Below are 24,528 nucleotides of genomic sequence, written 5' to 3' on the forward strand. Positions count from 1 at the left end.
CGCTTTCAGTCGCGCCGGACCTGGGCCGGTCAGCCCTTGACCGCGCCGGACGTCATGCCGGCGACGATCTGGCGGTTGAAGAACAGGAACATCACCAGCGGCGGGATGGTGATCAGCAGGATGTTCATGAACAGCAGGTTGTACTGCGTGGTGAACTGGCTGGAGAAGTTGTAGAGGGTCAGCTGGACGGTGGCGTTCTGGTCGCCGGGCAGGAAGTACAGCGGGTTGACGAAGTCGTTGAAGACGACCACCGACTGGACCACCACGACCGTCACGATGACGGAGCGCAGCAGCGGGAAGATCACTTGGAAGAACAGCCGGACCGGGCCGGCGCCGTCGATGATCGCGGCTTCGTCGAGTTCGCGTGGGATGGTGGCGACGAAGGCCCGGAACAGCAGGATGCAGAACGACAGCCCGAAGGCGATCTCGACCAGGATCAGCCCGGGCATGGTCCGGAACAGGCCGATTCGCTGCAGCACCCAGATCGTCGGAACCACGGCCGGCGGGATGATCAGCCCGGCCAGCACCAGGAAGTTGATCAGGCCGTTCCAGCGGCTCGACCGGCGTTGCAGCACGAACGCCGACATCGCGGCCAGCACGACCATCCCGGCGACGCTGGCGACGGTGAGCACGGTGCTGTTGATGAAGGCGATGATCAGCATGTAGTCGCGGGCCTCGACGACCGCGACGAAGTTCTGCACGAACTGGAACTGGTGCGGCCAGGAGAAGTCCAGCAGCGAGGCCTGCTGCCGGTCCTTGACCGCGGTCAGCACGATGAACGCGAACGGCACCAGGAAGACGACGAACGACACCAGGATCGCCACCGAGCTGAGCAGGTAGTTCTTCTGCCTCACAGCTCCACCTCCCTGCGGTTGAGGAACCGCGACAACGGCAGCACGATCGCCGTCACCACCAGGAACAAGATCACGTTGCCCGCCGTCGACAAGCCGTAGAACCCGGCCTGGTACTGCTTGTAGATCACCGACGCGATCACGTCCGAGGTGAACCCGGGACCGCCCCGCGTCATCGCCCAGATCAGGTCGAACGACCGCAACCCGCCGATCAGCGACAAGATGATCACCGTCACCGTGGCCGGCCGGGCCAGCGGCAGGATGATCCGCCGGAACCGCTGCCACGCGGTGGCCCCGTCGACCTTCGCCGCCTCGAGGTACTCCGCCGGGATCGACACGATCCCCGCGATGTAGATCAACGTCGCCAGCCCGACCCCTTTCCAGACATCGACCAACGCCACCGACAGCAGCGCGTACTTCGGGTCGGTCAGCCACCCCGGCCCGTCGACCCCGAGCGCCGCCAACGCGCCGTTGATCAGCCCGCGCTCGGGGTTCATCAAGACGGTGAAGGTCAGCCCGACCCCGATGGTGGAGACCAGCACCGGGAAGAACACCACCGACCGCAGGTAGCCGCGGGCAACGATCTGCGAGGTCAGCAGGACCGCCAGCAGCAGCCCGAGCACCACCTTCGTCCCGGAGGTGACGACGGCGTAGATCAGCGTGTTCGTGAAGCCCTTCACCAGGGCGGGCTCGGAGAAGAACGTGCTGAAGTTGCCGAACCCGATGAACTTCGACTCGAAGATGCTCCAGCGGGTCAGGCTGAAGTAGAACGACGCGAAGGTCGGGATCGCGAACAGCACGCCGTAGACGACCGCGGCCGGCAGGTAGAACCAGTGCGAGTACGGACTGCGCAGCCGCGCACTGCTCACCAGCCCTCCAGCCCGAGCTGCTGGGCCTGCTTCTTCACGTCGGCGTCGTAGAGCGTGGCGCCGGCGTCGGCCTTGCGGATGCCCGAGCCGACCTCGACGGTGATCTGCTCCAGCGACGGGCCCTTCACCGGGGACAGGAACTCCAGCGCGAGGCTGGACGAGCCCTCCTTGTCGATGTAGGGCTGCATGTCCTGGACCACCTGCGGTACGTCGGCGGGCAGCTTGCAGTCCTTCACCGCGAACGGCCCGGTGACCGCCCCGGCCTTCGCCTGCGAGTCGCACCCCTCCTTGCTGGAGATGAAGCCGAGGAACTTCTTCGCCGCGTCGAGCTTGGCGCCCGTCGTACTGGTCGGGACGTAGACGCCGGCCGGCGCCCAGACGGTCAGGCCGTTCTTCGCTGCGTCGTCGCCGGGGATGGCGAACAGGCCGACGTCCTTGGTCGAGTTCGGGTAGGTGGCGGCCAGGTCGCTGACCACCGCGGACAGGATCGGGTAGTGCGCACCTTTGCCCTGGGCAAGCAGTTTGAGCCCGTCGGGGAGTTTCGCGGAGGCGAAGTCCTTGTTCACGTAGCCGAGGTCGTGCACCTGCTGCAGGTGCTCGAAGCCCTTCCGTGCGGTCGCCGACGTACCGTACTTGGCCTGGTTCTTGGTGTACTTCTCGGCGAAGTCGGGCTCGGCCGCCGACACGTTGTGGAAGTCGCCCAGGACGAACAGCTGCGAGGTCCAGGTCTCGCCGTAGGTCTGAATCACCGGTGCGACCCCGGCCGACTTGACCTTCACGTTGTTCGCCATGAACTCGGCCCACGTCTTCGGCACCTGCAGCCCGAGCTTGGCGTAGAGCGGCTTGTTGTAGAGGATCGCGCCGCCCATGAACCCGCCGTACGGCGCGCCGTAGATCTGGCCGTCGGCGGTGACGGTGCTCTTGAAGTTCTCGTCCAGGCCGGCGCCCCACGGTTGGTCGCCCATCGGGACCAGGTTCTTCTGCGGCGCGATCGCCTGGAACAGCGAGCCGGAGTTGTACATGAAGACGTCGGTCATGTCCCCGGTGGAGAGCCGGGTCTTGACGATGTTGTCGCCTTCGCTGCCGGCCGGGCGGGTCTCGACCTTGACCGTGACGCCGGGGTTCTTGGCGGTGAAGTCCTTGCCGAGCTGCTCGGCGGTCTTCACCGTCTGCTCGCCGTTGTCGACCAGGAAGTTGAGGGTGACGGCGTCGCTGCCGCCTTCGTCGCTGGATGAGCCGAGACTGCCGGCGCTGCAGGCGGTCAGCGCGAGCGCGGCAACAGCCAAGGTGGCCAGTGCTGCCGTCCGTGATTGCTTCATGGTGAAGGCCTCCGTAGCTGTCTAGTGCGTGATGTTCAGGGCTTCGAACTGGGCCCGGACGGCATCGGCGGCCGGGGAGAAGGCGCCACCGGCGACGGCGATGATCTTGGCGGCGGGGGCATCCAGATAGGGCTTCAGGCGACCGGCCAGCTGAGCGTCGTCCTCTGCCACGCCGGCGCCGACCGCTGCGGCGACGATGGCGTCCCAGCTGGTCTCGTGGTCGAGGACCTGCCGCACGGTCGGATCGGCCGCGAGCCGTGGCGCATCGGCGTACGGGTCGGCGACGGTCCACTCGTGCTTCCCATGCCGTACCTCGACCGGGCCGCTGCCATCGGGCAGGTGCACGGTCGCAGTCACACCGACGGGGATGGTGACCGCCAGGTGGAAGCTGCCGTCGTCACGAGTCCACTCGACACCCGCTTCCCCGTACGGCGTGAGGTGGCGAGCCGCCACCCGGGTGAGCTGTTCCGCAGGCAGTGGGTCGATGACGATCGAGCGGTACCCCGCTGACCCGGCTGCGAGCCCGGCAACTCGGCGGTGCATCCAGTCGGCCACTGCGCCGAGCGCGTAGTGGTTGAACGACGTCATCTCGCCCGGGTTGATGCTCCCGTCGGGAAGCATGCTGTCGTAGCGCTCCCAGACAGTGGTGGCGCCCATGGTCACGGCATAGAGCCAGGACGGGCAGCCGGTCTGAAGGAGCAGCCGGTAGGCCACCTCGGGCTCCCCGGCGTCGGCGAGTGCGTCGGTCATCAGCGGAGTACCGACGAAGCCAGTGCTGATCCGGAAGCCAGAGGTGCGTACCAGGTCGGCCAGTCGCTGACCTGCTCGCTTCCGCTGCACCTCGGTCGGCAGCAGTGCCCACTGCAGCGCCAGCGCGTACGCCGTCGGCGCATCGCTGAGCACCCGCCCACCATCAGTCGCGTACTCCGTTGCGAAGGCCACCCGCACCCGTGCCGCAAGGTCCGCGTACTGCGTGGCCAGGTCGCTGTCGCCCGTCACCTCGGCCGCCCAGCCCACGATCTCGGCCGAGCGAGCCAGATGCGCTGTGGCAATCACGTCGGGATCGGCCTTCGCCGCGGCAGCGTTCTCCGGGGGAGCCGTCGGGTCGAGCCAGTCCCCGAACTGGAACCCGCCCGACCACAGCAGGTTCTCACCGGCCAGCCCCGCCATCCGGTCGACCCACGCGCGCATGCTCGGCAGCTGCCGGGCCAGGAGGTCGCGGTCGCCGGTCCGCTGGTACAGCACCCAGGGGACGACCGTCGCCGCGTCGCCCCAGGCAGCGGTCGCCGGGCCGGCGTCGCGCAGTACGTCGGGGATGACGAAGGGGACAGAACCGTCCTTGTGCTGCTCAGCGGCGAGGTCGGCCAGCCAGCTGGTGAGGAAGCCGGCACTGTCGAACAGGAAGCTGGCGGTGGGGGAGAAGACCTGGATGTCGCCGGTCCAACCCAGTCGCTCGTCGCGCTGCGGGCAGTCGGTGGGGACGTCGAGGAAGTTGCCGCGCATCCCCCAGACCACGTTCTCGTGGAAGCGGTTGAGCAGGTCGTTGGACGACTCGAACCAGCCGGTCCGCTGCAGGTCGGAGCCGAGTACTACGGCTTCGAGATCCTCCTTGGCGAGATTGGCGACGCCGGTGACCTCGGCGTACCGGAAGCCGTGGAAGGTCAGCGCCGACTCGAGGACGGTCTCGTCCGGTCCGGCCAGCACGTAGGAGTCGGTCGCCTTGGCGGTGCGGAGCGGTCGGACGCCGAGCTCGCCCTCGTCGAGGACCTCGGCGTGGCGAAGGACGATCTCGTCTCCACGAGTGCCACCGCGAACGCGCAGGCGGACCCGCCCGACGAGGTTCTGGCCGAAGTCGACCAGCGTCTTGCCAGTGGGCGAGGTAGTGATCTCCAGCGCGGGGAGCACGTCGGTGACTCGGACGGGCGGCCCGTCGGGTGCGACCAGGAGGCTGAGGTCTGCATCCAGTACGTCGACCGGCGTCGGCTCGGCGGCCGCGTGAGTGAAGTCCGTGCGCTGGCCGTCGTAGAGGTCGTCGCTGAGGATCTGGCTCTCGCGGGCTGTCCAGCTGCCGTCGCTGGCGAAGGTGTGGGTCTCGCCGTCGGCAGTGGTGACTTCCAGCTGCGCGAGGATCGCCAGGCGGTCGCCGTACACGGCCTGCTGGTCCTGGAAGCCGAGGCGGCCGCGGTACCAGCCGTTGCCGAGCAGGAAGCCCAGGGTGTTGTCACCTGGCTGGACGAGGTCGGTGACGTCGTGCGTCTGGTAGCGGAGCCGGAACTGGTAGCTGGTCCAGCCGGGAGCGAGTTCCTCGTCGCCGATGCGCTGGCCGTTGAGTTCTGGGACGTAGACGCCGTGGGCGCTCGCGTGGAGCCGGGCGCTGACTATCCCCTCGGGAAGGCTGGCTGTGCCGCTGACGATCGGTGCGGGCTGCCCCTGGGACCCGATGTCGCGGGGGCTGACGAATCGCGCGGTCCAGTCGTCTGCACTGAGCAGGCCTGCCTCGACGACGACCGGTTCGCTCCAGTCGCTCCACTCGATGCCGTCGCTGACTCGTAGTCGCACGGCGGCCTGCTGGCGAGACGCCAGCGGCGTACCGGGCCAGGGGACCAGGACCTGGTCGGGGGACTGGACGGTGTGGACCTCGGGGGAGCCGTCGCCGGTCTGGATCTCGACCTCGTACGCCGTCTGCTGGTAGCCGGCGTCGGCGGTCGGGACCTGCCAGGACAAGCGGGGGGTCGCAGTACCGAGACCTAGGACCGAGTCGGCGGCAGTGCGGTGTTCGAAGCGGACGGACACGGGTGCGGCTGCAGGGCGGGTCATGGCACTCCAGACTGTGAAACGATTCATTCGATGTCTTCCTGATCCTGCGACGCCGGGTCGGTCGCGCATAGTCCGGAGTGCACCGGAGCTAGCACAAAACGCACCTGCGCTCGTATGTTGGACCATGACCGAGGTGCCGATCGTGAACGCCGGGACGCTGCTGCACTTCGTCGACGGCGCCTACGCCTATGCCGGGCACTACGTGCACCAAGGCGTGCAGACCGCCCACACCCACAGCTTCTTCGAGGTAGCCGTCGTCACCGGCGGCCGCGGGCTGCACCACAGCCCGGCCGGCTATCAGGAGCTGACGGTCGGCGACGTGCTGCTACTGCGCCCCGGCGTCTGGCACGGGTACGACGGGTGCGAGGGCCTGGACGTGTTCAACTGCTGCTTCTCCGCCGACCTGTTGCAGCACGAACTGGCCTGGACCCGCGAGGACGCGCTGCTCGGCTACCTGCTCTGGACCGGCCCGAACTCGGCCCATCGGCGGGGAGTGCTGACCGGCCGGCTGGGTGAAATCGCGATGGAGGAGTGCATCAGCCAATTGGAGCATCTGGAGGATCTGCGCGCCCGGCCGCTCGACCTGCATCGCGGCGATGTGATCGGGCGGTTGTCGCTGTTCCTGAGCTGCCTGGGCCGTGCGCTGTCCGGCGACGCGATCGGAGCCGCTCGGCCGGCGCACCCCGCAGTACTGACGGCAATGCGGTTGCTGGAGTCCGACCCGGCGTACCAGTGGACTCTGACGGAGTTGGCTGCCGAGCTGCATCTGGCACCGGGGTATCTGGTCCGGTTGTTCAAGTCGTCGACCGGGTTGCCGCCGATGTCCTATTTGTCCCGCCACCGCGTGGAGCTGGCCGCCGACCGGTTGCTGCACTCGGACGAGCCGATCGGCCGGATCGGCGAGGCGGTCGGCTGGCCCGACCAGAACTACTTCGCGCGCCGCTTCAAGTCCCACTACGGGCTGAGCGCGACCACCTACCGGACCCGCTTCACCCGCGTCTGATCACAGCAGGGGCAGCTTGTGCAGGAGCGACTCCCAGGAGTCCGGCAGCCAGCCTGGCACGCCGAGAACCGCCATGTAGAGCCACATCGCGATCAGCACGCAACAGAACAGCGCTACGGTGCCGAGCGCCTTCAGCCAGGCCGGCTGCTTGCCGGTCCAGGCGGTCAGGGCCTTGACCCAGTCCTTGACCCGGTAGAGCAGGCGCTGCGCCCACTCGAACTCGCTGGCCAGCACGGCCAGGCCGGCGATGAACAGCGGGATGCCGCCGGGACCGGGCAACCAGCCGGTCAGCGGTGCCGCGATCACCAGGATGCCGCCGACGACGCCGACCCCGATCCGGTAGATCAGGTGCTTGCGCGGGTTCGCACGGATCTTGCGCCGCCACTCCCAGCGATCGTCCTGGGCGTCCAGCGTGAGGTTGTCGTCCGTGCGGTCGGGACTGGTCTGCTCGGCCACAACCACAGCGTACGTGCTGACCGGACCGAAACCCTGAAGATTTCCCAAGGGTTAGGTGCGGGCGTTGCCGAACTCCCAGTGCCAGGGCTCCTCGCGGTTGCCGCCCTGCTTGGCCCAGCTGGGGTGCACCCAGCCGTAGGCGCCGGCGTGCGACACCATCCACTGGTACTGCGCGGTGCCGAACTTGTCGACGCCGCCGCACAGGTCCACGGCCACACCCCAGCCGTGGTTCGACGTACCGGGCAGGGCGGCCAGGGACGGCTTGCGGCCGTACAGGCTGACCTGCGACGAGTAGGACCGGTAGGAGTCGGTGATGCAGAGGCTCTTGCCGAAGGTCTGCTTGTACGCGCTGGAGAGCTGCTGGTACGCCGCTGCGGCGTCGCAGCGCAGCGAGTGCCCGTTGGGGAGGCTGCAGAGCTGCGACTGCGGGATCAGACCGTTGCTGTAGCCACCCCAGTTGCCGCCGGCCCCACCGGTCGCGAGGAACGGCATCGGGTTCACCGCGTCGCCACCGAGGCGTACTTCGAAGTGCAGGTGCGGGCCGGTCGAGTTGCCTTCCGTGCCGACCGCGCCGATCCGCTGGCCAGCGGTGACCGTCGAGCCGTCGGCGACGTCGACCGCGCTGAGGTGCGCGTAGAGCGTCTCCAGGCCGTTGCCGTGGTCGATGCGGACCAGGTTGCCCGCCCAGGCCGGGTGCTCGACCCGCACGGTGCCGGCGGTGACCGCGCGGACCGGCGTACCGATGGAGGCGGGGAAGTCCTGGCCGGTGTGGATGCCGCTGGACCACATCGCGCCGGACTGGCCGAACGGAGTACCGATCTCGTAGGTGCCCTCGGCAAGCGGCCAGGTCCAGGCGCCGGTGCCGACGTCGACCGTGGTGGCGGTGTTGCCGCAGCGGAAGGAGGCGGCGCTGGCCGTGGTGGCCGGGGCGACCTGTGCCTTGGCCGGCTTGCCGAGCGTCGGCCGCAGGGCGGCGTACAGGCTGTCGGGGATGGAGCTGACGGCTACGGAACCCTTGGCCTCGTCAGCGGCGATCATCTCGGCGTTGTCGAGGGCGATGCCGACATGGAAGAGGCCGACGGACCGGCTGCCGATCAGCAGGATGTCGCCCGGCTGCACCAGCGAGTTGGGGACCTTCTGGTAGCTGCCGTAGACGGAGGTCGCGAGTCCGGCGAGGGTCGTGTAGGGCTGCCAGGCAGCTCGGGCAGCACCGAGACAGCCGTACTTGTCCGGACCGGTGCCGCCGACGCCGTACGGCTTGCCCATCAGTGAGAAGGCCTGGTTGACCGCGCGGATCGTCTCGGCCGGTAGTACACGCAGTGCGCGTCCGGCGCTGGCGACGGCCGCAGTGCCCGGCACCGGCTGACCAGCGATCTTGTACTGCGTGAGCCCGGTCGGCAGGTTGAACGGGTTCTTGATCGTCGCCGCGGCCGGTGGTGTGACCTTGGCCGCAGTCAGCTCGGCCAGATAGGTCTGCCAGCTTGCCAGCGCCTGCTGGTTGCGCGTGCTCTGCAGTTGCTTCGACAGCTGAGTGGCGCCGGCCAGGTCGGCCAGCTGGCCTTCCATGGCCATCGCTGCGCTCGCTGCCTTCTCGCGGACCGTCTTGCCGAGCTCGTTGGCGGTCTGGGTGGCCTTGTCGGCTGCAGCACGCTTGGCTGCGGCGTCGGCGGTCGCAGTACCGGCTGTGGACTCGGCTGCCGTGGCTGCTTTGTACTGCGCGACCTGGGTGCTGCCGAGCTGCCTGATCGAGGTCTGGCGGTCGGCGATCTCCTGCAGGTTCTCCGCGACCGGTGCGAGGGACCAGAGCATCGACTCGGTGCCCATGACCGTCGGGATGCCCATTTGGTACGCCTGGGCGGTCAGCAGGCCGAGGCGGCGGCGCTCCACCTGTGACTTGGCCTGGGTGCCGGCCGCGAACGCCTCTGCCTTCTTGGCGGCGGCCTCGGCAGTCTGCGCGGTCTGCAGGGCGTTGGTGTAGGCGACAGTGGCCTTGGCGACGTCGATCTGGATGGCGGCGGCCTCGGCCTGCAGCTGCTCGAGGGACCGGTTCACGTCCGTGACGGAGGCCGGGGGCGGCAGGGTCGGGTCGGCAACAGCGGCGTACGTCGGCAGTGCGAGCACTGCCACCACCGCGCCGAGTGCGGCGAGCCGCAGTCTCCGGCCGTTGCCCAGCATCGAGCCCCCATTGTCCTCGTGTCCGAACCCCTGATCGAGTACCCGGCCAGGGGGCGCCTCACGCGCGCACGGAAAGAGGACCGCCCCCGTGCCTGCCCCAGCGTAGGCGTCCGACGGTCCTTACGGAACCCGGTCCGGGAAACGCTGGCGCCAGCGACTAGGATTTGGGTCATGGCCTCGCACTTTGACGTTGTTGTCCTCGGCGCCGGCCCGGGTGGGTACGTCGCGGCGATCCGCGCCGCCCAGCTCGGGCTCAAAACCGCCATCATCGAGAAGAAGTACTGGGGCGGTGTCTGCCTGAACGTGGGCTGCATCCCGTCCAAGGCGCTGCTGCGGAACGCGGAGCTGGCGCACATCTTCCGGAAGGAGGCGAAGACCTTCGGGATCAGCGGAGAAGTGAGCTTCGACTTCCCGACGGCGGTGCAGCGCAGCCGCAAGGTGGCCGACGGCCGCGTCAAGGGTGTGCACTTCCTGATGAAGAAGAACAACATCACCGAGTTCGACGGGTGGGGTTCGTTCGTCGACGCCAACACCCTCGACGTCTCGCTGAACGACGGGGCGTCCGAGACCGTCACCTTCGACCACTGCATCATCGCCACCGGCGCGACCACCAAGCTGCTGCCGGGCACCCAGCTGAGCGACAAGGTCGTCACCTACGAAGAGCAGATCCTCACCGAGGAGCTGCCGGGCAGCATCATCATCGCGGGCGCCGGCGCGATCGGCGTCGAGTTCGCGTTCGTGCTGTCGAACTACGGCGTCAAGGTGACGATTGTCGAGTTCCTGGACCGGATGGTCCCGCTGGAGGACGTCGAGGTCTCCAAGGAGCTCGCCAAGGCGTACAAGAAGCTCGGGGTCGACGTGCTCACCTCGACCCGGGTCGACTCGATCGACGACTCCGGCGACAAGGTGAAGGTGACCGTCACCGGCAAGGACGGCAACCAGCAGACGCTGGAGGCCGACAAGGTGATGCAGGCGATCGGCTTCCAGCCCCGCGTCGACGGCTACGGCCTGGACAAGATCGGCGTCAAGCTGACCGAGCGCGGCGCGATCGAGGCCGACGGCGTACTGCGCACCAACGTGCCGAACATCTTCGCGATCGGCGACGTGAACGCGAAGCTGATGCTGGCGCACGCCGCCGAGGCGCAGGCGGTGATCGCGGCCGAGACCATCGCCGGGGTCGAGACGATGGAGCTCGACCACGTGATGATCCCGCGGGCGACCTTCTGCCAGCCGCAGATCGCCAGCTTCGGCTACACCGAGGAGCAGGCCCGGGAGAAGGGCTACGACGTCAAGGTGGCGAAGTTCCCGTTCACCGCCAACGGCAAGGCGCACGGTCTCGGCGACCCGAACGGGTTCGTCAAGGTGATCGCCGACGCGAAGTACGGCGAACTGCTCGGCGCGCACCTGATCGGCCCCGAGGTGACCGAGCTGCTGCCCGAGCTCACCCTGGCGCAGAAATGGGACCTGACCACCAAGGAGCTGGCCCGCAACGTGCACGCCCACCCGACCCTGAGCGAGGCGCTGCAGGAGGCCTTCCACGGTCTCGAAGGACACATGATCAACTTCTGATCCCGCTGTGACGAAGGGCCCCGGACCACTCGGTCCGGGGCCCTTCGTCGTGATCAGCGTTCGTCGGTGAGCACAGGTTTGACGTCGATGATCGGGGTGCCGTCGAGGGCTTCCAGGTGGTTGACCTTGATCCGGAGGCCGTCCGTCTCGAGCACAGTGACCCGATGCACGCCCAGCGGGTTGGGCCGGTCGGGTGAGCGGGTGCTGAACACTCCGGTCGGCGGGCGCTCGGTGTCGCCGCGGGGATGCACCACCTGGGCGGAGCGGTCGGCGCGGTCGAACCAGGTGATCAGCAGGACCTCGTCGCCGACGGCCAGGTCGCGCAGCGCATCGCCGTACTGCGCACCGAAGGCCAGCCACGCGTCGGGCGCGCCTTCGTCGCCCTGTCGCGGCGCGTCCTCCTTGGCGGTGAGGACCGACTCGACCTGCCCGACGGGCTGCAGTGTGAGGTTCATGAGCTCGAAGGGACGACCCGGTAGACCGTTACCAGAGGCTGGCCGTCGGCGAGGACGTGGAGGGCCAGGCCTGGCGGGGTGTCGGTGTCCGTGAGGGCCTTGGCGGCGGCCGGCTCGAAGGGCAGGGGAGCGGTCGATCTGATGCCGGGGGCAACGAGTAGCGGGTGGCCGGCGAAGCTGGTGGCGACACCGTTGTGGACGTGGCCGGTGAGGATCGCGGTGATCGGTTTGTCCCGGAGTACGGCGGCGAACGGGTCGGCGTCCTGCAGGATCCACTGGTCGAGCACGGGATGCTGCAACTCGTTGGGCGGGTGGTGGAACGCCACGAACTGAGGACCGTCCACCGGCTCGTCCAGTACTCCGGCCAGCCACTTGAGCGACTCCGCGCTGAGCAGTCCGTGATCTTCACCGGGCACCGACGTGTCGAGCAGCACGAATCGGGCCGCGCCCACGAAGCGCACCTGATGGACCGGGTGCCCTTCGCCCGGCGAATCGATCGGCAGGCCCGCCCGCAACGGCGCGCTGAGGTCGTGGTTGCCCGGCAACATCAGTACCGGTACGTCGAGGTCCAGCTCGGCCACGACCTCGGCGTACTCCGCTGCCAGCCCGTGATCGGCCAGATCCCCGGTCACCAGCACCACGTCGACCGGCCGCGAGAACGCCCGCAGGTAGTCGACGACGCTGCGCAGCCGGTCCCGCGCGACCGCGGTGCCGTCGAGGTGTGGGTCACTGAGATGCGCGATCACATACATGGGGACAACCTACTGTCAGCGGGCCTGATCGGTCGGCCGAATTACCTGCTTCCTTACTGTCCGATGACGCACCGCCAGGGGGCTTGGCCAGCGTGTCGCCGTCTGCGAGATTAGCGCTATGGCTGAACAGGTGGACGTGGTCGTGATCGGGTTGGGCGTCGGCGGCGAGGAGGCCTCCGGCCGGCTGGCGCAGGCGGGGCTGAACGTGGTCGGCATCGAGCCGCGGCTGGTCGGCGGTGAGTGCCCGTACTTCGGCTGCATCCCGAGCAAGATGATGATCCGCGCGGCCAACCTGATCGCCGAGACCCGGCGGGTCGACGGCATGGCCGGTACGGCGTCGGTCACGCCCGACTGGGCGCCGGTCCACAAACGCATCCGGGACGAGGCGACCGACAACTGGAACGACAAGGTCGCGGTCGACCGCCTGGTCGGCAAGGGCGTCACCTTCGTGCGCGGCCACGGGACCATCACCGGGCCGGGCCGGGTGGTGTCCGGCGATCGTGAGTTCGAGGCGAGCCGCGGCATCATCGTCGCCACCGGCACGGTCCCGGTGGTGCCGCCGATCGACGGCCTGGCCGGTACGCCGTTCTGGACGAACCAGGACGCGATCCAGCTCGAGACCCTGCCGGACACCTTGCTGGTGCTCGGCGGCGGCGCGATCGGGCTGGAGCTGACGCAGGTGTTCGCGCGGTTCGGGGTCAAGGTGACGGTGATCGAGGGCTCCGACCGGATCCTCGCGATGGAGGAGCCGGAGTCGAGCGAGCTGGCCAGGTTCGCGCTGGAGCGCGACGGCGTGGTCTTCCGGACCGGCGTCCATGCCAAGGCGGTCAGTCACAGCGGTGACGGGTTCAGCGTGACGCTGGACGACGGCAGCGCGGTCGCGGGGGAGAAGTTGCTGGTGGCAACTGGTCGCCGGGTGGACATCCGGCAGCTCGGGCTCGACCAGGTCGGGCTGGACCCGGCCGCCCGCCGGATCGAGGTCGACGAGCACGTCCGGGCCGGCGACGGGGTCTGGGCGATCGGCGATGTCACCGGGGTGGGCGCGTTCACGCACAACGCGATGTACCAGGCCAACATCGCCGTCCTGGACATCCTCGGGACTGACGACGCGCCGACCGCGAGCTACCACGCGATGCCGCGGGTGACCTTCACCGATCCGGAGATCGGCGCGGTCGGGGTGACCGAGCAGCAGGCCCGCGATCAGGGGATCGACGTCCGGACCGGGATCACCCAGGTGCCGTCGTCGACCCGGGGCTGGATCCACAAGGCGGGGAACGAGGGGTTCATCAAGCTGGTGATGGACAACGAGCGCGGTGTCCTGGTCGGCGCGACGAGCTCGGGGCCGACCGGCGGCGAGGTGCTCGGCGCGCTCGCGCTGGCGGTGCATGCCGCAGTACCGGTTCACTCTCTGCAACAGATGATCTACGCCTACCCGACGATCCACCGGGCGATCGGTGACGCCCTCAAAGATCTGTAATCGGACGTAAGGACGGCTCTTGTTGCGATCGGGTCGCAACAAGATCAAGAATGTCCACATGCATGTTCCTGACGGATTCTTCGACGCGCCCACGTCCATCGCGACCGGCCTGATCGCGGCGGGCGCGGTCGGCTTCAGCCTGCAGCGCGCGAACCGGGAGATCCGCGAGACCGGCCCGGCGCTGGCCGGGCTGACCGCGGCCTTCGTCTTCGCGGTCCAGATGGTCAACTTCCCGGTCGGCGCCGGCACCAGCGGCCACCTGCTCGGCGGCGCGCTCGCCGCCGCGCTGGTCGGGCCGTGGACGGCCGTGCTGGTGATGTCGACGGTGCTGCTCGTCCAAGGTCTGCTCTTCGCCGACGGCGGGCTGACCGCGCTCGGCACCAACATCACCTTGATGGGTGTCATCACAGTCATCGTCGGGTACTTCGTCACCCGTGCACTGCTGCAGGCGCTCCCCAAGCGAGTCGGCAGCGTCGTGCCCGCTGCAACTGCAGGCGCGCTCGTCTCGGTGCCCGTCGCGGCGCTCTGCTTCACCGGTCTCTACGCGATCGGTGGCGCGGTCGACATCCCGCTCGGCAAGCTCGCGACCGCGATGGTCGGCTGGCACGTGCTGGTCGGTCTCGGTGAGGCCGTGATCACCGCCGCCGTCCTGAGCGCGGTCGTCGCGACCCGGCCGGATCTGGTCTACGCCGCCCGGCACCTACAGGCCGACCTCGTCCTGGTCGATGCCGATGGCAACACATCGACCGTCTCGCCGGACCGCCCGATCGCGGCCAAGCCGGCCGGCCGGTCGTACGGGATCGCCGTCGCGGCCACGTTGGTGGTCGCGGGCGTGGTCAGCCTGTTCGCCAGTGCGCATCCCGACGGGCTGGAGTTCGTCGGCGCGAAGCTCGGCTTCGAGAGCGCTGCCAAGGACTCGGCCGTGGCGGGCAGCCCGCTGGCCGATTACGGCGTGAGCGGGATCGGCAACAGCCATGTCTCCGGCGCGCTGGCAGGCATCATCGGCGTACTCGTCACGATCGCTCTCGGCCTGGCGATCGCGAAGATCGCGTCGCTGCGCTCGTCCGCCCGCGCGGACAAGGTCGCCTGATGCGCCTGTCCGCTCGGTCGCTGACCTGGGCGACCAGACCCCGCGTCGGCCGCTCGTGAGCGGTTCGGCCGGGGACGGTCTGCTGGTCGCGGTGGACAGCCGGATCCACCGGCTGCCCGCACAGGTGAAGATCGTCGCGTTGTTCGTCTTCGTGCTGGCCGTCGTCTCCACCCCGGCCGGTGTCTTCTGGGCCTTCGCCCTGTACGCCGTACTGCTGGCCGGCGCTGTCGCACTGGCAAAGCTGCCCCCGACGACGGTTCTGCGGCGGCTCGCGGTGGAGACGCCGTTCATCGTCTTCGCGCTGGTGCTGCCGTTCGTGGCGACCGGCCCGCGGGTCGACGTACTCGGGGTGTCGTTGTCGGAGTCCGGCGTACTCGGCTCCTGGAACGTCCTCGCGAAGGGCACCCTCGGCGTCATCGCCGCGATCGTGCTGTCCGCCTCGACCGGACCACGCGACCTGCTCGCCGGCCTGGAGCGACTCCGGCTGCCGTCGACGCTCGTCGCGATCCTCTCCTTCATGGTCCGCTACCTGAACGTGGTCTCCGACGACCTGCACCGGATGCGGATCGCCCGCGAGTCCCGCGGGTACGCCGGCGGCCGGGCCGGCCATCTGAAGGCCGTCGCCGGGGGAGTCGGCGCGCTGTTCGTGCGGAGCTTCGAGCGCGGCGAGCGAGTCCACCTGGCAATGCAGTCCCGCGGCTACACCGGCCGGATGCCGCAGCTGACCACCTCCGGCGCAGCCCGGAACCAGTGGGCCGAGGGCCTCGCGATCTCCCTGCTCGCCGTCCTGATCGCGATCACGGCTAGGGTTGCGGGCTTGTGAGCGGTCCATCGATTCTTGTCGAGCGTCTCGTCTTCGCCTACCCCGACGGCCGCCAGGCCCTGTACGGCGTCGACTTCACCATCCAGCGCGGTGAACGCGTCGCGCTGCTCGGCCCGAACGGCGCCGGCAAGACGACTCTCGTGCTGCACCTGAACGGCATCCTCGGCGCGGTCGCCGGTGGCAGTGGCAGCGGCCGGATCCAGATCGGCGGCTCGGACCTGCACCGCGAGCACCTCCGCGAAGTACGGCGGAAGGTCGGGCTGGTCTTCCAGGATCCCGATGATCAGCTGTTCATGCCGACCGTCCGCGACGACGTCGCCTTCGGTCCGGCGAACCTGGGGCTGCGCGGCGCCGAGCTCGAGGACCGGGTGCGCGAGGCACTCGTCCAGGTCGGCATGCAGGACCACGCCGACCTGGCCCCGCATCACCTCTCGTACGGTCAGCGCCGCCGGGTTGCCGTCGCCACAGTGCTGGCGATGCGCCCCGAAGTACTGGTGCTGGACGAGCCGTCCAGCAACCTCGACCCCGCCAGCCGCCGCGAACTCGCCGACATCCTCTCCGGCCTGGACGTCACCTTGCTGATGATCACCCACGACCTCCCGTACGCCCTCCAGCTCTGCGAACGCAGCCTGCTGATGGACGCCGGCCGCATCGTGGCCGACGGCAAAACCCGCGACCTGCTGGGCGACGCGGACCTGATGTCAGCTCATCGCCTGGAGCTCCCGTACGGCTTCGACCCTCTTTCGGTCCCAGGTCCCGAGCACTAACACCGAAGGGTGCGGTCGAAGAACGAGCGGACCTGGCTGCGGATCAGCGGGATCGACCGGGTCGGAGGCAGCGCGCCGATCAGGGTGGTTCGGTCGGAGGCGGTCATCAGGCCGGCGGTCTGGAGTTGGGGCGCTATGGCGCCGAGGTCGGTGAAGATCCAGTGATTGGCGTTGGCGATCTCGGTACGGCGTACTGGGCCGCCGTGGGCGAGAAGAGCCGACCACGAGTTGTCGAAGCGGCTGTCGCGGTAGCCGTCGGTGCCGGTCAGGAGTAGCGGGCGGTCGGTGCCGTGCTGGGCGATGGGGTAGAGCTCGTTCGGCTGGCCGGGGGTGAGGGGCAGGAAGTCGAGGTAGCCCTCAAGGTTGATCGCGGACTTCACCTGGCGGTTGTCGTAGAGGGCTTGGGAGGCAGTGGCGCCGCCGGCTGAGTGACCGTAGATACCGATCCGGCGGAGGTCGGCGGCCGGGGCGATCCTGGGTAACTGGGAGAGCACGAAGCGGACGTCGGCGAAGCGGGTGGTGAGCATCAGCCGCGACAGGACCGGGTCCATGGGTGCTGTCGGTGGCATGTCGAGTTGGCGCAGCCGGCCGTTGGGGAACTCGACCTCGCTGGTCTCGCCGGGGTGGTCGATGGTGACCACGATGTAGCCGTGGCTCGCCAGTTCTTCGGCGAGACCGGTGCCGAGCGTTCGGGGGTCGGTACCGCCGGGGGAGTAGAGGACGACTGGGCGGCGTCCGGGCAGCGGCGGCGCATCGGCGTACGAGTGGGTGCGGGTGGCCGCCCAGTCGACGCCTGCGGGCAGGTGGTGGTACCAGGCGCCGAAGCCTTTGAACGACTCGGCGGCTCGCGGTGTCATCTGTGGCGCCAAGCGATATCCGCGGGTCGCCGCGGCGGGGTAGAAGACGGTGAGCATCAGCTCGCGATCCGCGCTGCCGTCCCACGGATCAGGTCTACCCCTCTCAATGAGGTGCAGAGTCCGTACGCCGGTCCGATGGCGTCCGGTCGGCGCCGGCAACCTCAACTGGAGGCCGGTCGACGGTGAGGCTGAGGTAGAGGTCGAGGCGGTTGCCCTCGGCATCGCAGCGCTCAGCGAGGTGAGTGAGGTCAGGGCCAGGAAGCTTCGTCGGGTCCACATGCCTTCACCGTCGCAGCGAAATCCCGCCGGGCGGCCGGTCCGGACCGGATCTCCATCCGGTCGGCGCCGAAGTTCCACCGACGGGTGGACGCTGGTTACTGATCTCCCCACGCGCCGGTGAATTTCTTACCGAGGTCTTGCGTGTTACTCATTGGTCGTGGATGGTGACTCTCAGTTCACCCTGCCTTGGTCTCCCCCCACACCAACGCAAAGGCGGTTCCGCCCCATGAAAACCATCGCCGGCCTCATCGGCGCCGCAGTCCTCGGTACTGCGTTGCTCACCTCCGTCCCCGCCCATGCCGCCGCGCCGGTGTACGTCGCTCTCGGCGACTCGTACGCCTCCGGTGTCGGCACCCGCACCTACATCCCCGACAGTGGCTCCTGCCAGCGCTCGACCAAGTCCTACCCGTATCTCGATGCCGCCCGGGTCGGCGCAGCGCTCACCTCGGTCGCGTGCTCTGGCGCCCGGGTGGCCGACGTGACGGCCAACCAGCTCGGCCCGCTGAACAGCGGCGTCAAGTGGGTCACTCTCCAGGTCGGCGGGAACGACGCCGGCTTCTCGTCGGTGATCACCGAGTGCGCCAAGCCGTCCTGGCTCGGCAACTGCACCGCCGCGGTCACCACGGCGCAGGCGACCATCAACAACACCATCCCCGGCCGGCTGAACACGCTCTACGCGACCGTGCGCAGCCGGGCGACGACGGCGAAGGTGATCGTCGTCGGCTATCCACGGTTGTTCAACGGCACCGACTGCAACGCGGCCACCTTCTTCAGCCCCGACGAGATGACCAAGCTGAACGCGACCGCCGATCTGCTGAACTCCAAGATCGCGGCCGCGGCCAGTGCGGCCGGGTACAGCTTCGTGAACCCGACGGCGTCCTTCGTCGGGCACGCGGTCTGCGGCAGCCCGGAGTGGATCAACGGCCTGTCGAACCCGGTCAGCGAGTCGTACCACCCCAACACCACCGGTCAGGCGGGGTTCGCGAACCTCGTCGACGACCACCTGACGTAAGCGGCTGGAATCGGTTCGACCTGCGCGGTTTCCCCGAACGTGATGTCATGCAGGGGTGCCGCGCAGGTCTGTCCGGTGCACGAGGCCGACCCCGGAGGGGTGGCCGGTGTCGTCCGCCGGACAGCGCGGTGCCGCCGCCCGCCACGCTGCCGTGCCCATCTTCCGGCCGTGTCGCCGTCCTCCCGCCGTCCCCGGCAGGACGCTGAAAATCTCTTGTGCCGTTGGCCTTCTGGTGTCGCGGCGCACCAGTGCCAGCACTCTGCGTAGGCCCCGCTGAGCGGGCGTTTCAACGCTGTAGTGACCGTCCGTAAGCCCGGAAAACGGTTGGGTGTGAGATGGGTCACGTCGAGTCGCGCCCGGGATTGGCCGGATGACAGATTGCAGCGGTTACGCCCGCTCAGCGTAATAACGGCAATGGGGAGGAATTTCTTCGTGAAAGCTCGTACCTGGCTCGCCGGCCTCGCGGTCGGCGCAGTTTCCCTCGGCCTGACGGCCCCGGGGCTCGCGAACAGCGCGCCGCTTCCGTCCGCCGACAGCAGCACCACCGCCCAGAGCCCGGAGCTCCGCACGCTGGGGACTCCGCTGGCCGGCGGCAAAGGCCTGGTCGCCAAGCGTGACGCGACCGGCCGCGCCCACTCGATCCGGCCCACCACCCCGCTGAAGGCACCCGCCTCGGTCAGCGCGAAGGCCGGCAGGTCCGCGACCAGCAAGACCGACGCGGTCGCCGTCGCCAAGGCGCAGGTCACCGCGATCGCGCCGTACTTCGGCGCCCGCCCGGCCGACCTGGTGGCGAAGTCGAGCACGCTCAGCGCGCTCGGTTCGCAGGTCCGGTTCCAGCAGAGCATCGACGGCGTCCAGGTGTACGGCGGCGAGATCGTCACCACCCTGGACAAGGCCGGCTCGCTGGAGTCCGCCAACGGCGAGGTCGCGCTGGCGACGTACGGCACGTTCCCGAAGCCGGAGGCGGCCGACGCCGCCAAGGCCGCCGCGCAGAGCGCCGCCCTGCAGTCCGTCGCGGACCGCGGCAAGCTCGACGCCTCGACGCTGACCGCCAAGCTGGCCGGCCCGCGCTGGTTCGACCTCAGCATCGTCACCCGTCAGCCCGGCTCGTCCGCGCTCCCGGTCTACCTGTACGACGTGACCGGCCCCGGCGACACCCGCTGGCAGGCCATCGTGCACGCGTCGGCCGGCAAGACGCTGATCGCCTGGGACATGGCCGAGCACATCAAGCGCGTCGTCTGCGACGCGAACCGCACCAACATCGTCACCGGCGGCGAGGACGCCCGCTGCGGCGGCGGTGTGTTCGCCCCGACCCGGGTCGAGGGCGGACCGGTCTCCTCGGTCCAGGACGTCAACCAGGTCTTCGAGTTCTTCGGCGACACCTCGAACACGTACGCCGGGGTCGGCACCGACCTGACCGACCTGATCGGCGCCGACTACGGCGACGGTCTCGGCAAGGCGCTGCGCGGTACCGTCCGGGTCTGCGTCAGCGGCAGCTGCCCGTTCGCCAACGCGTTCTGGAACGGCGAGCAGATGGCCTTCGGTGAAGGCGTCAGCACCGACGACATCACCGGTCACGAGCTGACCCACGGCGTCACCCAGCACACCTCCGCCCTGGCCTACCTGTGGGAGGCCGGCGCGATCAACGAGTCGCTGTCCGACATCATGGGCGAGTTCGTCGACCTGACCAACGGGTCCGCGGACGACACCGCGGCCAACCGCTGGCTGCTCGGCGAGGGCTCCAGCCTCGGCGCGATCCGGTCCCTGAAGGACCCGACCGCGTTCGGCGACCCGGACAAGATGACGAGCGCCAACTGGTTCGACGACCAGTTCTTCCAGGACAACGGCGGCGTGCACTTCAACTCCGGCGTCGGCAACAAGACGGCGTTCCTGATCACCGACGGCGGCACCTTCAACGGCCAGACCGTGGCCGGCATCGGCATCCCCAAGTCCGAGGCGCTGTGGCACGAGACCCAGAAGGTGCTGACCACCGGCGCCGACTACGGCGACCTGGCCGAGGGCCTGCGGGCCGTCTGCAACGTGCTCCAGAAGCACGACGTGAAGGGCATGACGAAGGCCGACTGCGCCCAGGTCGAGAAGGCCATCAAGGCCACCGAGCTGGACCTCGGCCCGAGTGTCGGCCTGCCGGCCCAGGCTCCGGTCTGCGACACCACGGACGCCAAGGTGAAGAACCTGATCACCACCAGCTTCAAGCAGTACCCGGACGGTGTCGTCACCCGTAGCCCCGGCTGGGTGCTCGGCAAGGCCGAGGGCAACCCGAACGCCGCCGTCGACACGGCGTACACCTCGGACGGCAACGACTCGATGTACGGCCAGATCACCGACCCGGCCGGCTCGATCTCGGTGCAGACCAAGAACGCGATGAAGATCAAGAACGAGAAGACGTACCTGCGCTTCACGCACGCGTACAACTTCTACAACGTCTTCATCATCTTCGGGGTCCGGACCGGTACCGCGACGCTGGACTACTCCGCCGACAACGGCGCCACCTGGCACGACAGCTCGGCCCTGCCGTGGAAGAACGGGCCGACCGTCGACCCGAACTTCGACGACGAGCCGGCTGCCTGGCACGGTAGCTCGGGCGGCTTCGAGACCAGCCGGCTGGACGTGTCGCAGTTCAGCGGCAGCCTGCTGAAGTTCCGCTGGAACGGCAACGGCGGAGAGTTCTCCGACATCCTGCCGGGCAACTGGTGGCTCGACAACGCCACCATCTACACCTGCTCGTAGTCAGTAGTTGAAGGCCCGGCGGCACCGTCCGCCGGGCCTTCTTCTTGTCTCGTATATGCCTAGCGCGGTATATATAGACCATGACCGAACAGCTGACCACCGAGAACGGCCGGACCGTACTGCGGATGGAACGCGCCCTGCGTCATCCACCCGAGAAGGTCTGGCGGGCCCTCACCGAGCCCTCTGAGCTGGCCGCCTGGTTCCCGGCCGCCGTCGAGCTGGACCTGCGACTGGATGGGCGGATCGCCTTCAGTTTCGAGGGGGAGGAGGGCTCGGACGGCGGCGTGATCCGCGCCTACGACCCGCCGCGCCTGCTCGAGTACAACTGGGGTGCCGAGATCCAGCGCTGGGAGCTGGTCCCGACCCCGGACGGCTGTCTGCTCAAGCTCACCGCCACGTACGACGACCGCCCCGGCTCGGCCAGCTTCACCGCCGGCTGGACGCTCTGCCTGGACGCGCTCGACCAGGCCCTCGGTGGCAACTCGATCCCGCGCGAGCACTACGCGCTGCTGCACGAACACTTCATCAAGACCTACGGCCTGGACCAGGGCGAACTCCGCGAGGACGGCAGCATCCGCTTCGAGCGGCAACTCACCGCGCCGAAGGAACGGGTCTGGCAGGAGCTCACCGGTTTGGTTGCCAACGGCATCGAAGCCGGATCCGTGCTGGTGGCCGACGAGCCGGGGGAGCTGACCTTCGAATGGCAGCACGGAGTGGTGACCTGGCGGCTGCGGGACGGCAACGGGGGAGCGCGGCTGACGCTGACCCAGAGCGGACCGGCCGCGCAGTACCTCAAGGCCTGGCGTCAGGTGATCGAGGAACTGGCGACCGGTCTGGCGGCTCAGACCAGCGCCGGCTGAACGCCGATGTAGCGGCGTAGGTGGTCGGCGGTGAGGGAGGCGCTGCTCTCGACCAGGTCGGCGGGGATGCCGGTGAAGACGATCCGACCGCCGTCGTGGCCGGCGCCTGGGCCGAGGTCGATCAGCCAGTCCGCGTGGGCCATCACCGCTTGGTGGTGTTCGATCACGATCACTGTGTTGCCGTCGTCAACCAGGCGATCAAGTAGCGTCAACAGTTGATCGACATCGGCAAGATGCAGTCCCGTGGTCGGCTCGTCCAGGATGTACGTCGTCCCGTTCTTCCCCATGTGGATCGCCAGCTTCAGGCGCTGCCGCTCGCCGCCCGACAGCGTCGTCAGCGGTTGCCCCAGGCCCAGATAGCCGAGGCCGACGGCAACCAGCCGGTCGAGGATCGCTCGCGCCGGGCCCTTGGCGAAGAAGGCCTGCGCCTCGACCGCCGACATCCGCAGTACCTCGCTGATGTTCTTTCCCCGCAACTGGTACGCCAGCACCTCGGCCGTGAAGCGCTCGCCGTTGCAGTCCTCGCACACCGACGCGACCTCGGCCATCATCGCGAGATCCGTGTAGACCATCCCGAGCCCCTTGCAGCCCGGGCACGCTCCCACCGAGTTCGCGCTGAACAGCCTCGGCTTCACCTTGTTGGCCTTCGCGAACTCCGCCCGGATCGGATCCAGCAACCCCGTGTACGTCGCCGGGTTGCTCCGCCGCGACCCCCTGATCGGCTCCTGCCCGGCCAAGATCACCCCTTCGCGCCCGGCCAGCGAACCGTGGATCAGCGAACTCTTCCCCGACCCCGCGACACCGGTCACGACCGTCAGCACCCCGAGCGGGATCTCGACGCTCACGTCCCGGAGGTTGTGCAGCGTCGCCCCCTCGATCGGCAACCAGCCAACCGGCCGCCGGACCTGGTCGCGCAGCCTGACCCGGTGATCGAGGTACCGCCCGGTCAGCGTCCCGGACTTCTTCAACCCCTCCAGATCGCCCGCGTAGCAAAGCCGCCCACCGGCCTGCCCGGCGCCCGGACCCAGATCGACCACATGGTCGGCGATCCCGATCGTCTCCGGCTTGTGCTCGACCACCAACACGGTGTTGCCCTTGGCCCGCAGTTGCAGCAGCAGATCGTTCATCCGCTGGATGTCGTGCGGGTGCAGCCCGACGGTCGGCTCATCGAAGACATAGGTGACGTCGGTGAGGGAGGACCCGAGATGCCGGACCAGCTTCACCCGCTGCGCCTCGCCGCCCGACAGCGTCGACGATTCCCGGTCCAGGCTGAGATACCCCAGCCCGATGTCGATCATCGACTCCAGCGTTCCGCGCAACCCTTCCAGCATCGGCCCGACCGCGGCGCTCTGGATCCCGCGGACGAACTCCGCCAGGTCGCTGATCTGCATCCGCGAGCAGTCCGCGATCCCGACCCCGTCGATCCGCGCCGACAGCGCCGCCTCGTTCAGCCGCGCACCCTCGCAGGCAGGACACCGGGTCAGCTTCATCGCCCGATCCGCGAACACCCGGACATGGTTCTGCAGCGACTCCCGATCCTTCGCGAGCAACTGCCGCTTCACCTTCGTGACGAGACCTTCGAAGGTGAGATTGCTCGTCCCCACCTTCACCTTCGTCGCCGGCTGGTACAGGAACTGCTCCCACACCTCGTCCGGATAGTCCTTCAGCGCCAGCTCCGGATCGAACAGCCCCGACTGCGCCATCAACTGCCAGTACCACGTGCCGACGCCGTACCCCGGCACCTTCACGGCCCCCTCGTTGAGGCTCAGCGACCGGTCGACGAACTCGTCCAGGTCGATCTCGGACGCCTTCCCGAGCCCCTCGCAGGCCGGGCACATCCCCTCGGCGCGGTTGAAGCTGAACGCCGACGGCGGTCCGACCCGCGGCGTACCGAGCCGGCTGAACAGGATCCGCAGCATCGTGTGCGCGTCGGTCGCGGTGCCGACCGTCGAGCGGGCGTTGGCGCCGATCCGCTCCTGGTCGACGATGATCGCGGCGCTCAGGTTGCGCAGCGAGTCGACGTCCGGCCGGGCCAGGCTTGGCATGAAGTTCTGGACGAAGGCGGTGTAGGTCTCGTTGATCAGCCGCTGCGACTCCGCGGCGATGGTGTCGAAGACGAGTGAGGACTTCCCGGAGCCGGAGACCCCGGTGAAGACGGTCAGCCGCCGTTTGGGGATGTCGACCGAGACCCCGGCGAGGTTGTTCTCGCGGGCTCCGCGGACCTGGATGACGTCATGGCTGTCGGCGTTGTCGAGGTCTGAATTCGTTGCAGGCATGCATTCAAGCTTCTCATTGCAGCGCCCGTAGAGACTTTCCCCGTACTACGCTCCGCTGCCGAGCCTTAGAGCC

Annotated in this window: 19 protein-coding genes; 9 read left to right on the forward strand and 10 right to left on the reverse strand. The window is 68.6% G+C overall.

The window, feature by feature from the left end; translation table 11 throughout:
- Window positions 1-29 precede the first annotated feature (29 nt).
- The 4 genes from AB0P21_RS01555 to AB0P21_RS01570 are packed head-to-tail and all read right to left on the reverse strand — an operon-like array spanning window position 30 to window position 5,856.
- The gene (locus tag AB0P21_RS01555; RefSeq protein WP_363692939.1) at window positions 30-854 is read right to left on the reverse strand and encodes a carbohydrate ABC transporter permease; all 825 of its coding nucleotides are present in this window, start codon (window positions 852-854) and stop codon (window positions 30-32) included.
- On the reverse strand, window positions 851-1,720 hold the full coding sequence (locus tag AB0P21_RS01560; RefSeq protein ID WP_363692940.1) for a sugar ABC transporter permease: 870 nt from the start codon (window positions 1,718-1,720) through the stop codon (window positions 851-853). Before AB0P21_RS01560 ends, AB0P21_RS01555 begins: the two co-directional genes overlap by 4 nt.
- Window positions 1,717-3,039, reverse strand: coding sequence for an extracellular solute-binding protein (locus AB0P21_RS01565; protein ID WP_363692941.1), 1,323 nt, complete (start codon window positions 3,037-3,039; stop codon window positions 1,717-1,719). Before AB0P21_RS01565 ends, AB0P21_RS01560 begins: the two co-directional genes overlap by 4 nt.
- A 21-nt stretch (window positions 3,040-3,060) precedes the next feature.
- A complete protein-coding gene (locus AB0P21_RS01570) occupies window positions 3,061-5,856 on the reverse strand; it encodes a family 78 glycoside hydrolase catalytic domain (protein WP_363692942.1) in 2,796 nt (931 codons plus the stop codon).
- A 124-nt stretch (window positions 5,857-5,980) separates the two neighbouring features.
- On the opposite strand from AB0P21_RS01570, the gene AB0P21_RS01575 reads away from it, so the two are divergent.
- Window positions 5,981-6,859, forward strand: a complete 879-nt coding sequence (locus AB0P21_RS01575) for an AraC family transcriptional regulator (RefSeq protein ID WP_363692943.1) — start codon at window positions 5,981-5,983, stop codon at window positions 6,857-6,859.
- Here the strand turns inward: AB0P21_RS01575 and AB0P21_RS01580 are convergent, their stop codons facing one another.
- Window positions 6,860-7,315 carry a PGPGW domain-containing protein gene (locus tag AB0P21_RS01580; protein ID WP_363692944.1) on the reverse strand — a complete coding sequence of 152 codons (456 nt, stop codon included), beginning with the start codon at window positions 7,313-7,315 and terminating at the stop codon, window positions 6,860-6,862.
- Window positions 7,316-7,366: 51 nt separating this feature from the next.
- A complete protein-coding gene (locus tag AB0P21_RS01585; protein WP_363692945.1) occupies window positions 7,367-9,490 on the reverse strand; it encodes a peptidoglycan DD-metalloendopeptidase family protein in 2,124 nt (707 codons plus the stop codon).
- 171 nt (window positions 9,491-9,661) lie between these two features.
- Between AB0P21_RS01585 and lpdA the strand changes: the two genes are divergently transcribed.
- Window positions 9,662-11,059 carry a dihydrolipoyl dehydrogenase gene (gene lpdA / locus AB0P21_RS01590; protein ID WP_363692946.1) on the forward strand — a complete coding sequence of 466 codons (1,398 nt, stop codon included), beginning with the start codon at window positions 9,662-9,664 and terminating at the stop codon, window positions 11,057-11,059.
- Between the two features lie 53 nt (window positions 11,060-11,112).
- Here the strand turns inward: lpdA and tsaA are convergent, their stop codons facing one another.
- Window positions 11,113-11,514, reverse strand: coding sequence for a tRNA (N6-threonylcarbamoyladenosine(37)-N6)-methyltransferase TrmO (gene tsaA, locus AB0P21_RS01595; protein ID WP_363692947.1), 402 nt, complete (start codon window positions 11,512-11,514; stop codon window positions 11,113-11,115).
- Entirely contained in the window at window positions 11,511-12,266 is a 756-nt protein-coding gene (locus AB0P21_RS01600; RefSeq protein ID WP_363692949.1) for a metallophosphoesterase, read from the reverse strand. Before AB0P21_RS01600 ends, tsaA begins: the two co-directional genes overlap by 4 nt.
- A gap of 118 nt (window positions 12,267-12,384) precedes the next feature.
- Between AB0P21_RS01600 and AB0P21_RS01605 the strand changes: the two genes are divergently transcribed.
- From AB0P21_RS01605 to AB0P21_RS01620, 4 genes are read left to right on the forward strand one after another with little or no spacing between them, the layout of a single operon-like run.
- Complete coding sequence (locus AB0P21_RS01605) at window positions 12,385-13,743, forward strand: NAD(P)/FAD-dependent oxidoreductase (RefSeq protein WP_363692950.1); 1,359 nt, start codon at window positions 12,385-12,387, stop codon at window positions 13,741-13,743.
- 58 nt (window positions 13,744-13,801) lie between these two features.
- The gene (locus AB0P21_RS01610; protein WP_363692951.1) at window positions 13,802-14,833 is read left to right on the forward strand and encodes an energy-coupling factor ABC transporter permease; all 1,032 of its coding nucleotides are present in this window, start codon (window positions 13,802-13,804) and stop codon (window positions 14,831-14,833) included.
- 55 nt (window positions 14,834-14,888) lie between these two features.
- Entirely contained in the window at window positions 14,889-15,656 is a 768-nt protein-coding gene (cbiQ, locus tag AB0P21_RS01615; RefSeq protein WP_363692952.1) for a cobalt ECF transporter T component CbiQ, read from the forward strand.
- Window positions 15,653-16,423: an ABC transporter ATP-binding protein gene (locus AB0P21_RS01620; RefSeq protein WP_363692953.1), complete on the forward strand. Its 771-nt coding sequence runs from the start codon at window positions 15,653-15,655 to the stop codon at window positions 16,421-16,423. Before cbiQ ends, AB0P21_RS01620 begins: the two co-directional genes overlap by 4 nt.
- On the opposite strand, the gene AB0P21_RS01625 is transcribed toward AB0P21_RS01620, so the two are convergent.
- Window positions 16,420-17,559, reverse strand: coding sequence for an alpha/beta hydrolase (locus tag AB0P21_RS01625; RefSeq protein WP_363692954.1), 1,140 nt, complete (start codon window positions 17,557-17,559; stop codon window positions 16,420-16,422). The two genes, AB0P21_RS01620 and AB0P21_RS01625, sit on opposite strands and share 4 nt — an antisense overlap.
- 226 nt (window positions 17,560-17,785) lie before the next feature.
- On the opposite strand from AB0P21_RS01625, the gene AB0P21_RS01630 reads away from it, so the two are divergent.
- From AB0P21_RS01630 to AB0P21_RS01640, 3 genes are all read left to right on the forward strand, one after another.
- The gene (locus tag AB0P21_RS01630; protein ID WP_363692955.1) at window positions 17,786-18,571 is read left to right on the forward strand and encodes an SGNH/GDSL hydrolase family protein; all 786 of its coding nucleotides are present in this window, start codon (window positions 17,786-17,788) and stop codon (window positions 18,569-18,571) included.
- Window positions 18,572-19,003: 432 nt separating this feature from the next.
- The gene (locus tag AB0P21_RS01635; protein WP_363692956.1) at window positions 19,004-21,319 is read left to right on the forward strand and encodes a M4 family metallopeptidase; all 2,316 of its coding nucleotides are present in this window, start codon (window positions 19,004-19,006) and stop codon (window positions 21,317-21,319) included.
- Window positions 21,320-21,399: 80 nt separating this feature from the next.
- Window positions 21,400-22,179 carry an SRPBCC family protein gene (locus AB0P21_RS01640; RefSeq protein ID WP_363692957.1) on the forward strand — a complete coding sequence of 260 codons (780 nt, stop codon included), beginning with the start codon at window positions 21,400-21,402 and terminating at the stop codon, window positions 22,177-22,179.
- Here AB0P21_RS01640 and AB0P21_RS01645 read toward each other — a convergent pair.
- Window positions 22,161-24,455, reverse strand: a complete 2,295-nt coding sequence (locus AB0P21_RS01645) for an excinuclease ABC subunit UvrA (RefSeq protein WP_363692958.1) — start codon at window positions 24,453-24,455, stop codon at window positions 22,161-22,163. The genes AB0P21_RS01640 and AB0P21_RS01645 overlap by 19 nt on opposite strands.
- Window positions 24,456-24,528: the final 73 nt, after the last annotated feature.

This window comes from Kribbella sp. NPDC056861, from assembly GCF_040687575.1.
In the GTDB taxonomy this organism is placed as follows: Bacteria; Actinomycetota; Actinomycetes; order Propionibacteriales; family Kribbellaceae; genus Kribbella.

Coding starts and splice junctions, on each gene's coding strand:
- AB0P21_RS01565 (WP_363692941.1), bottom strand. CDS start 3,039: ATGAAGCAATCACGGACGGCAGCACTGGCCACCTTGGCTGTTGCCGCG.
- AB0P21_RS01570 (WP_363692942.1), bottom strand. CDS start 5,856: ATGACCCGCCCTGCAGCCGCACCCGTGTCCGTCCGCTTCGAACACCGC.
- AB0P21_RS01575 (WP_363692943.1), top strand. CDS start 5,981: ATGACCGAGGTGCCGATCGTGAACGCCGGGACGCTGCTGCACTTCGTC.
- AB0P21_RS01585 (WP_363692945.1), bottom strand. CDS start 9,490: ATGCTGGGCAACGGCCGGAGACTGCGGCTCGCCGCACTCGGCGCGGTG.
- lpdA (WP_363692946.1), top strand. CDS start 9,662: ATGGCCTCGCACTTTGACGTTGTTGTCCTCGGCGCCGGCCCGGGTGGG.
- tsaA (WP_363692947.1), bottom strand. CDS start 11,514: ATGAACCTCACACTGCAGCCCGTCGGGCAGGTCGAGTCGGTCCTCACC.
- AB0P21_RS01600 (WP_363692949.1), bottom strand. CDS start 12,266: ATGTATGTGATCGCGCATCTCAGTGACCCACACCTCGACGGCACCGCG.
- AB0P21_RS01605 (WP_363692950.1), top strand. CDS start 12,385: ATGGCTGAACAGGTGGACGTGGTCGTGATCGGGTTGGGCGTCGGCGGC.
- AB0P21_RS01610 (WP_363692951.1), top strand. CDS start 13,802: ATGCATGTTCCTGACGGATTCTTCGACGCGCCCACGTCCATCGCGACC.
- AB0P21_RS01625 (WP_363692954.1), bottom strand. CDS start 17,559: ATGTGGACCCGACGAAGCTTCCTGGCCCTGACCTCACTCACCTCGCTG.
- AB0P21_RS01630 (WP_363692955.1), top strand. CDS start 17,786: ATGAAAACCATCGCCGGCCTCATCGGCGCCGCAGTCCTCGGTACTGCG.
- AB0P21_RS01640 (WP_363692957.1), top strand. CDS start 21,400: ATGACCGAACAGCTGACCACCGAGAACGGCCGGACCGTACTGCGGATG.
- AB0P21_RS01645 (WP_363692958.1), bottom strand. CDS start 24,455: ATGCCTGCAACGAATTCAGACCTCGACAACGCCGACAGCCATGACGTC.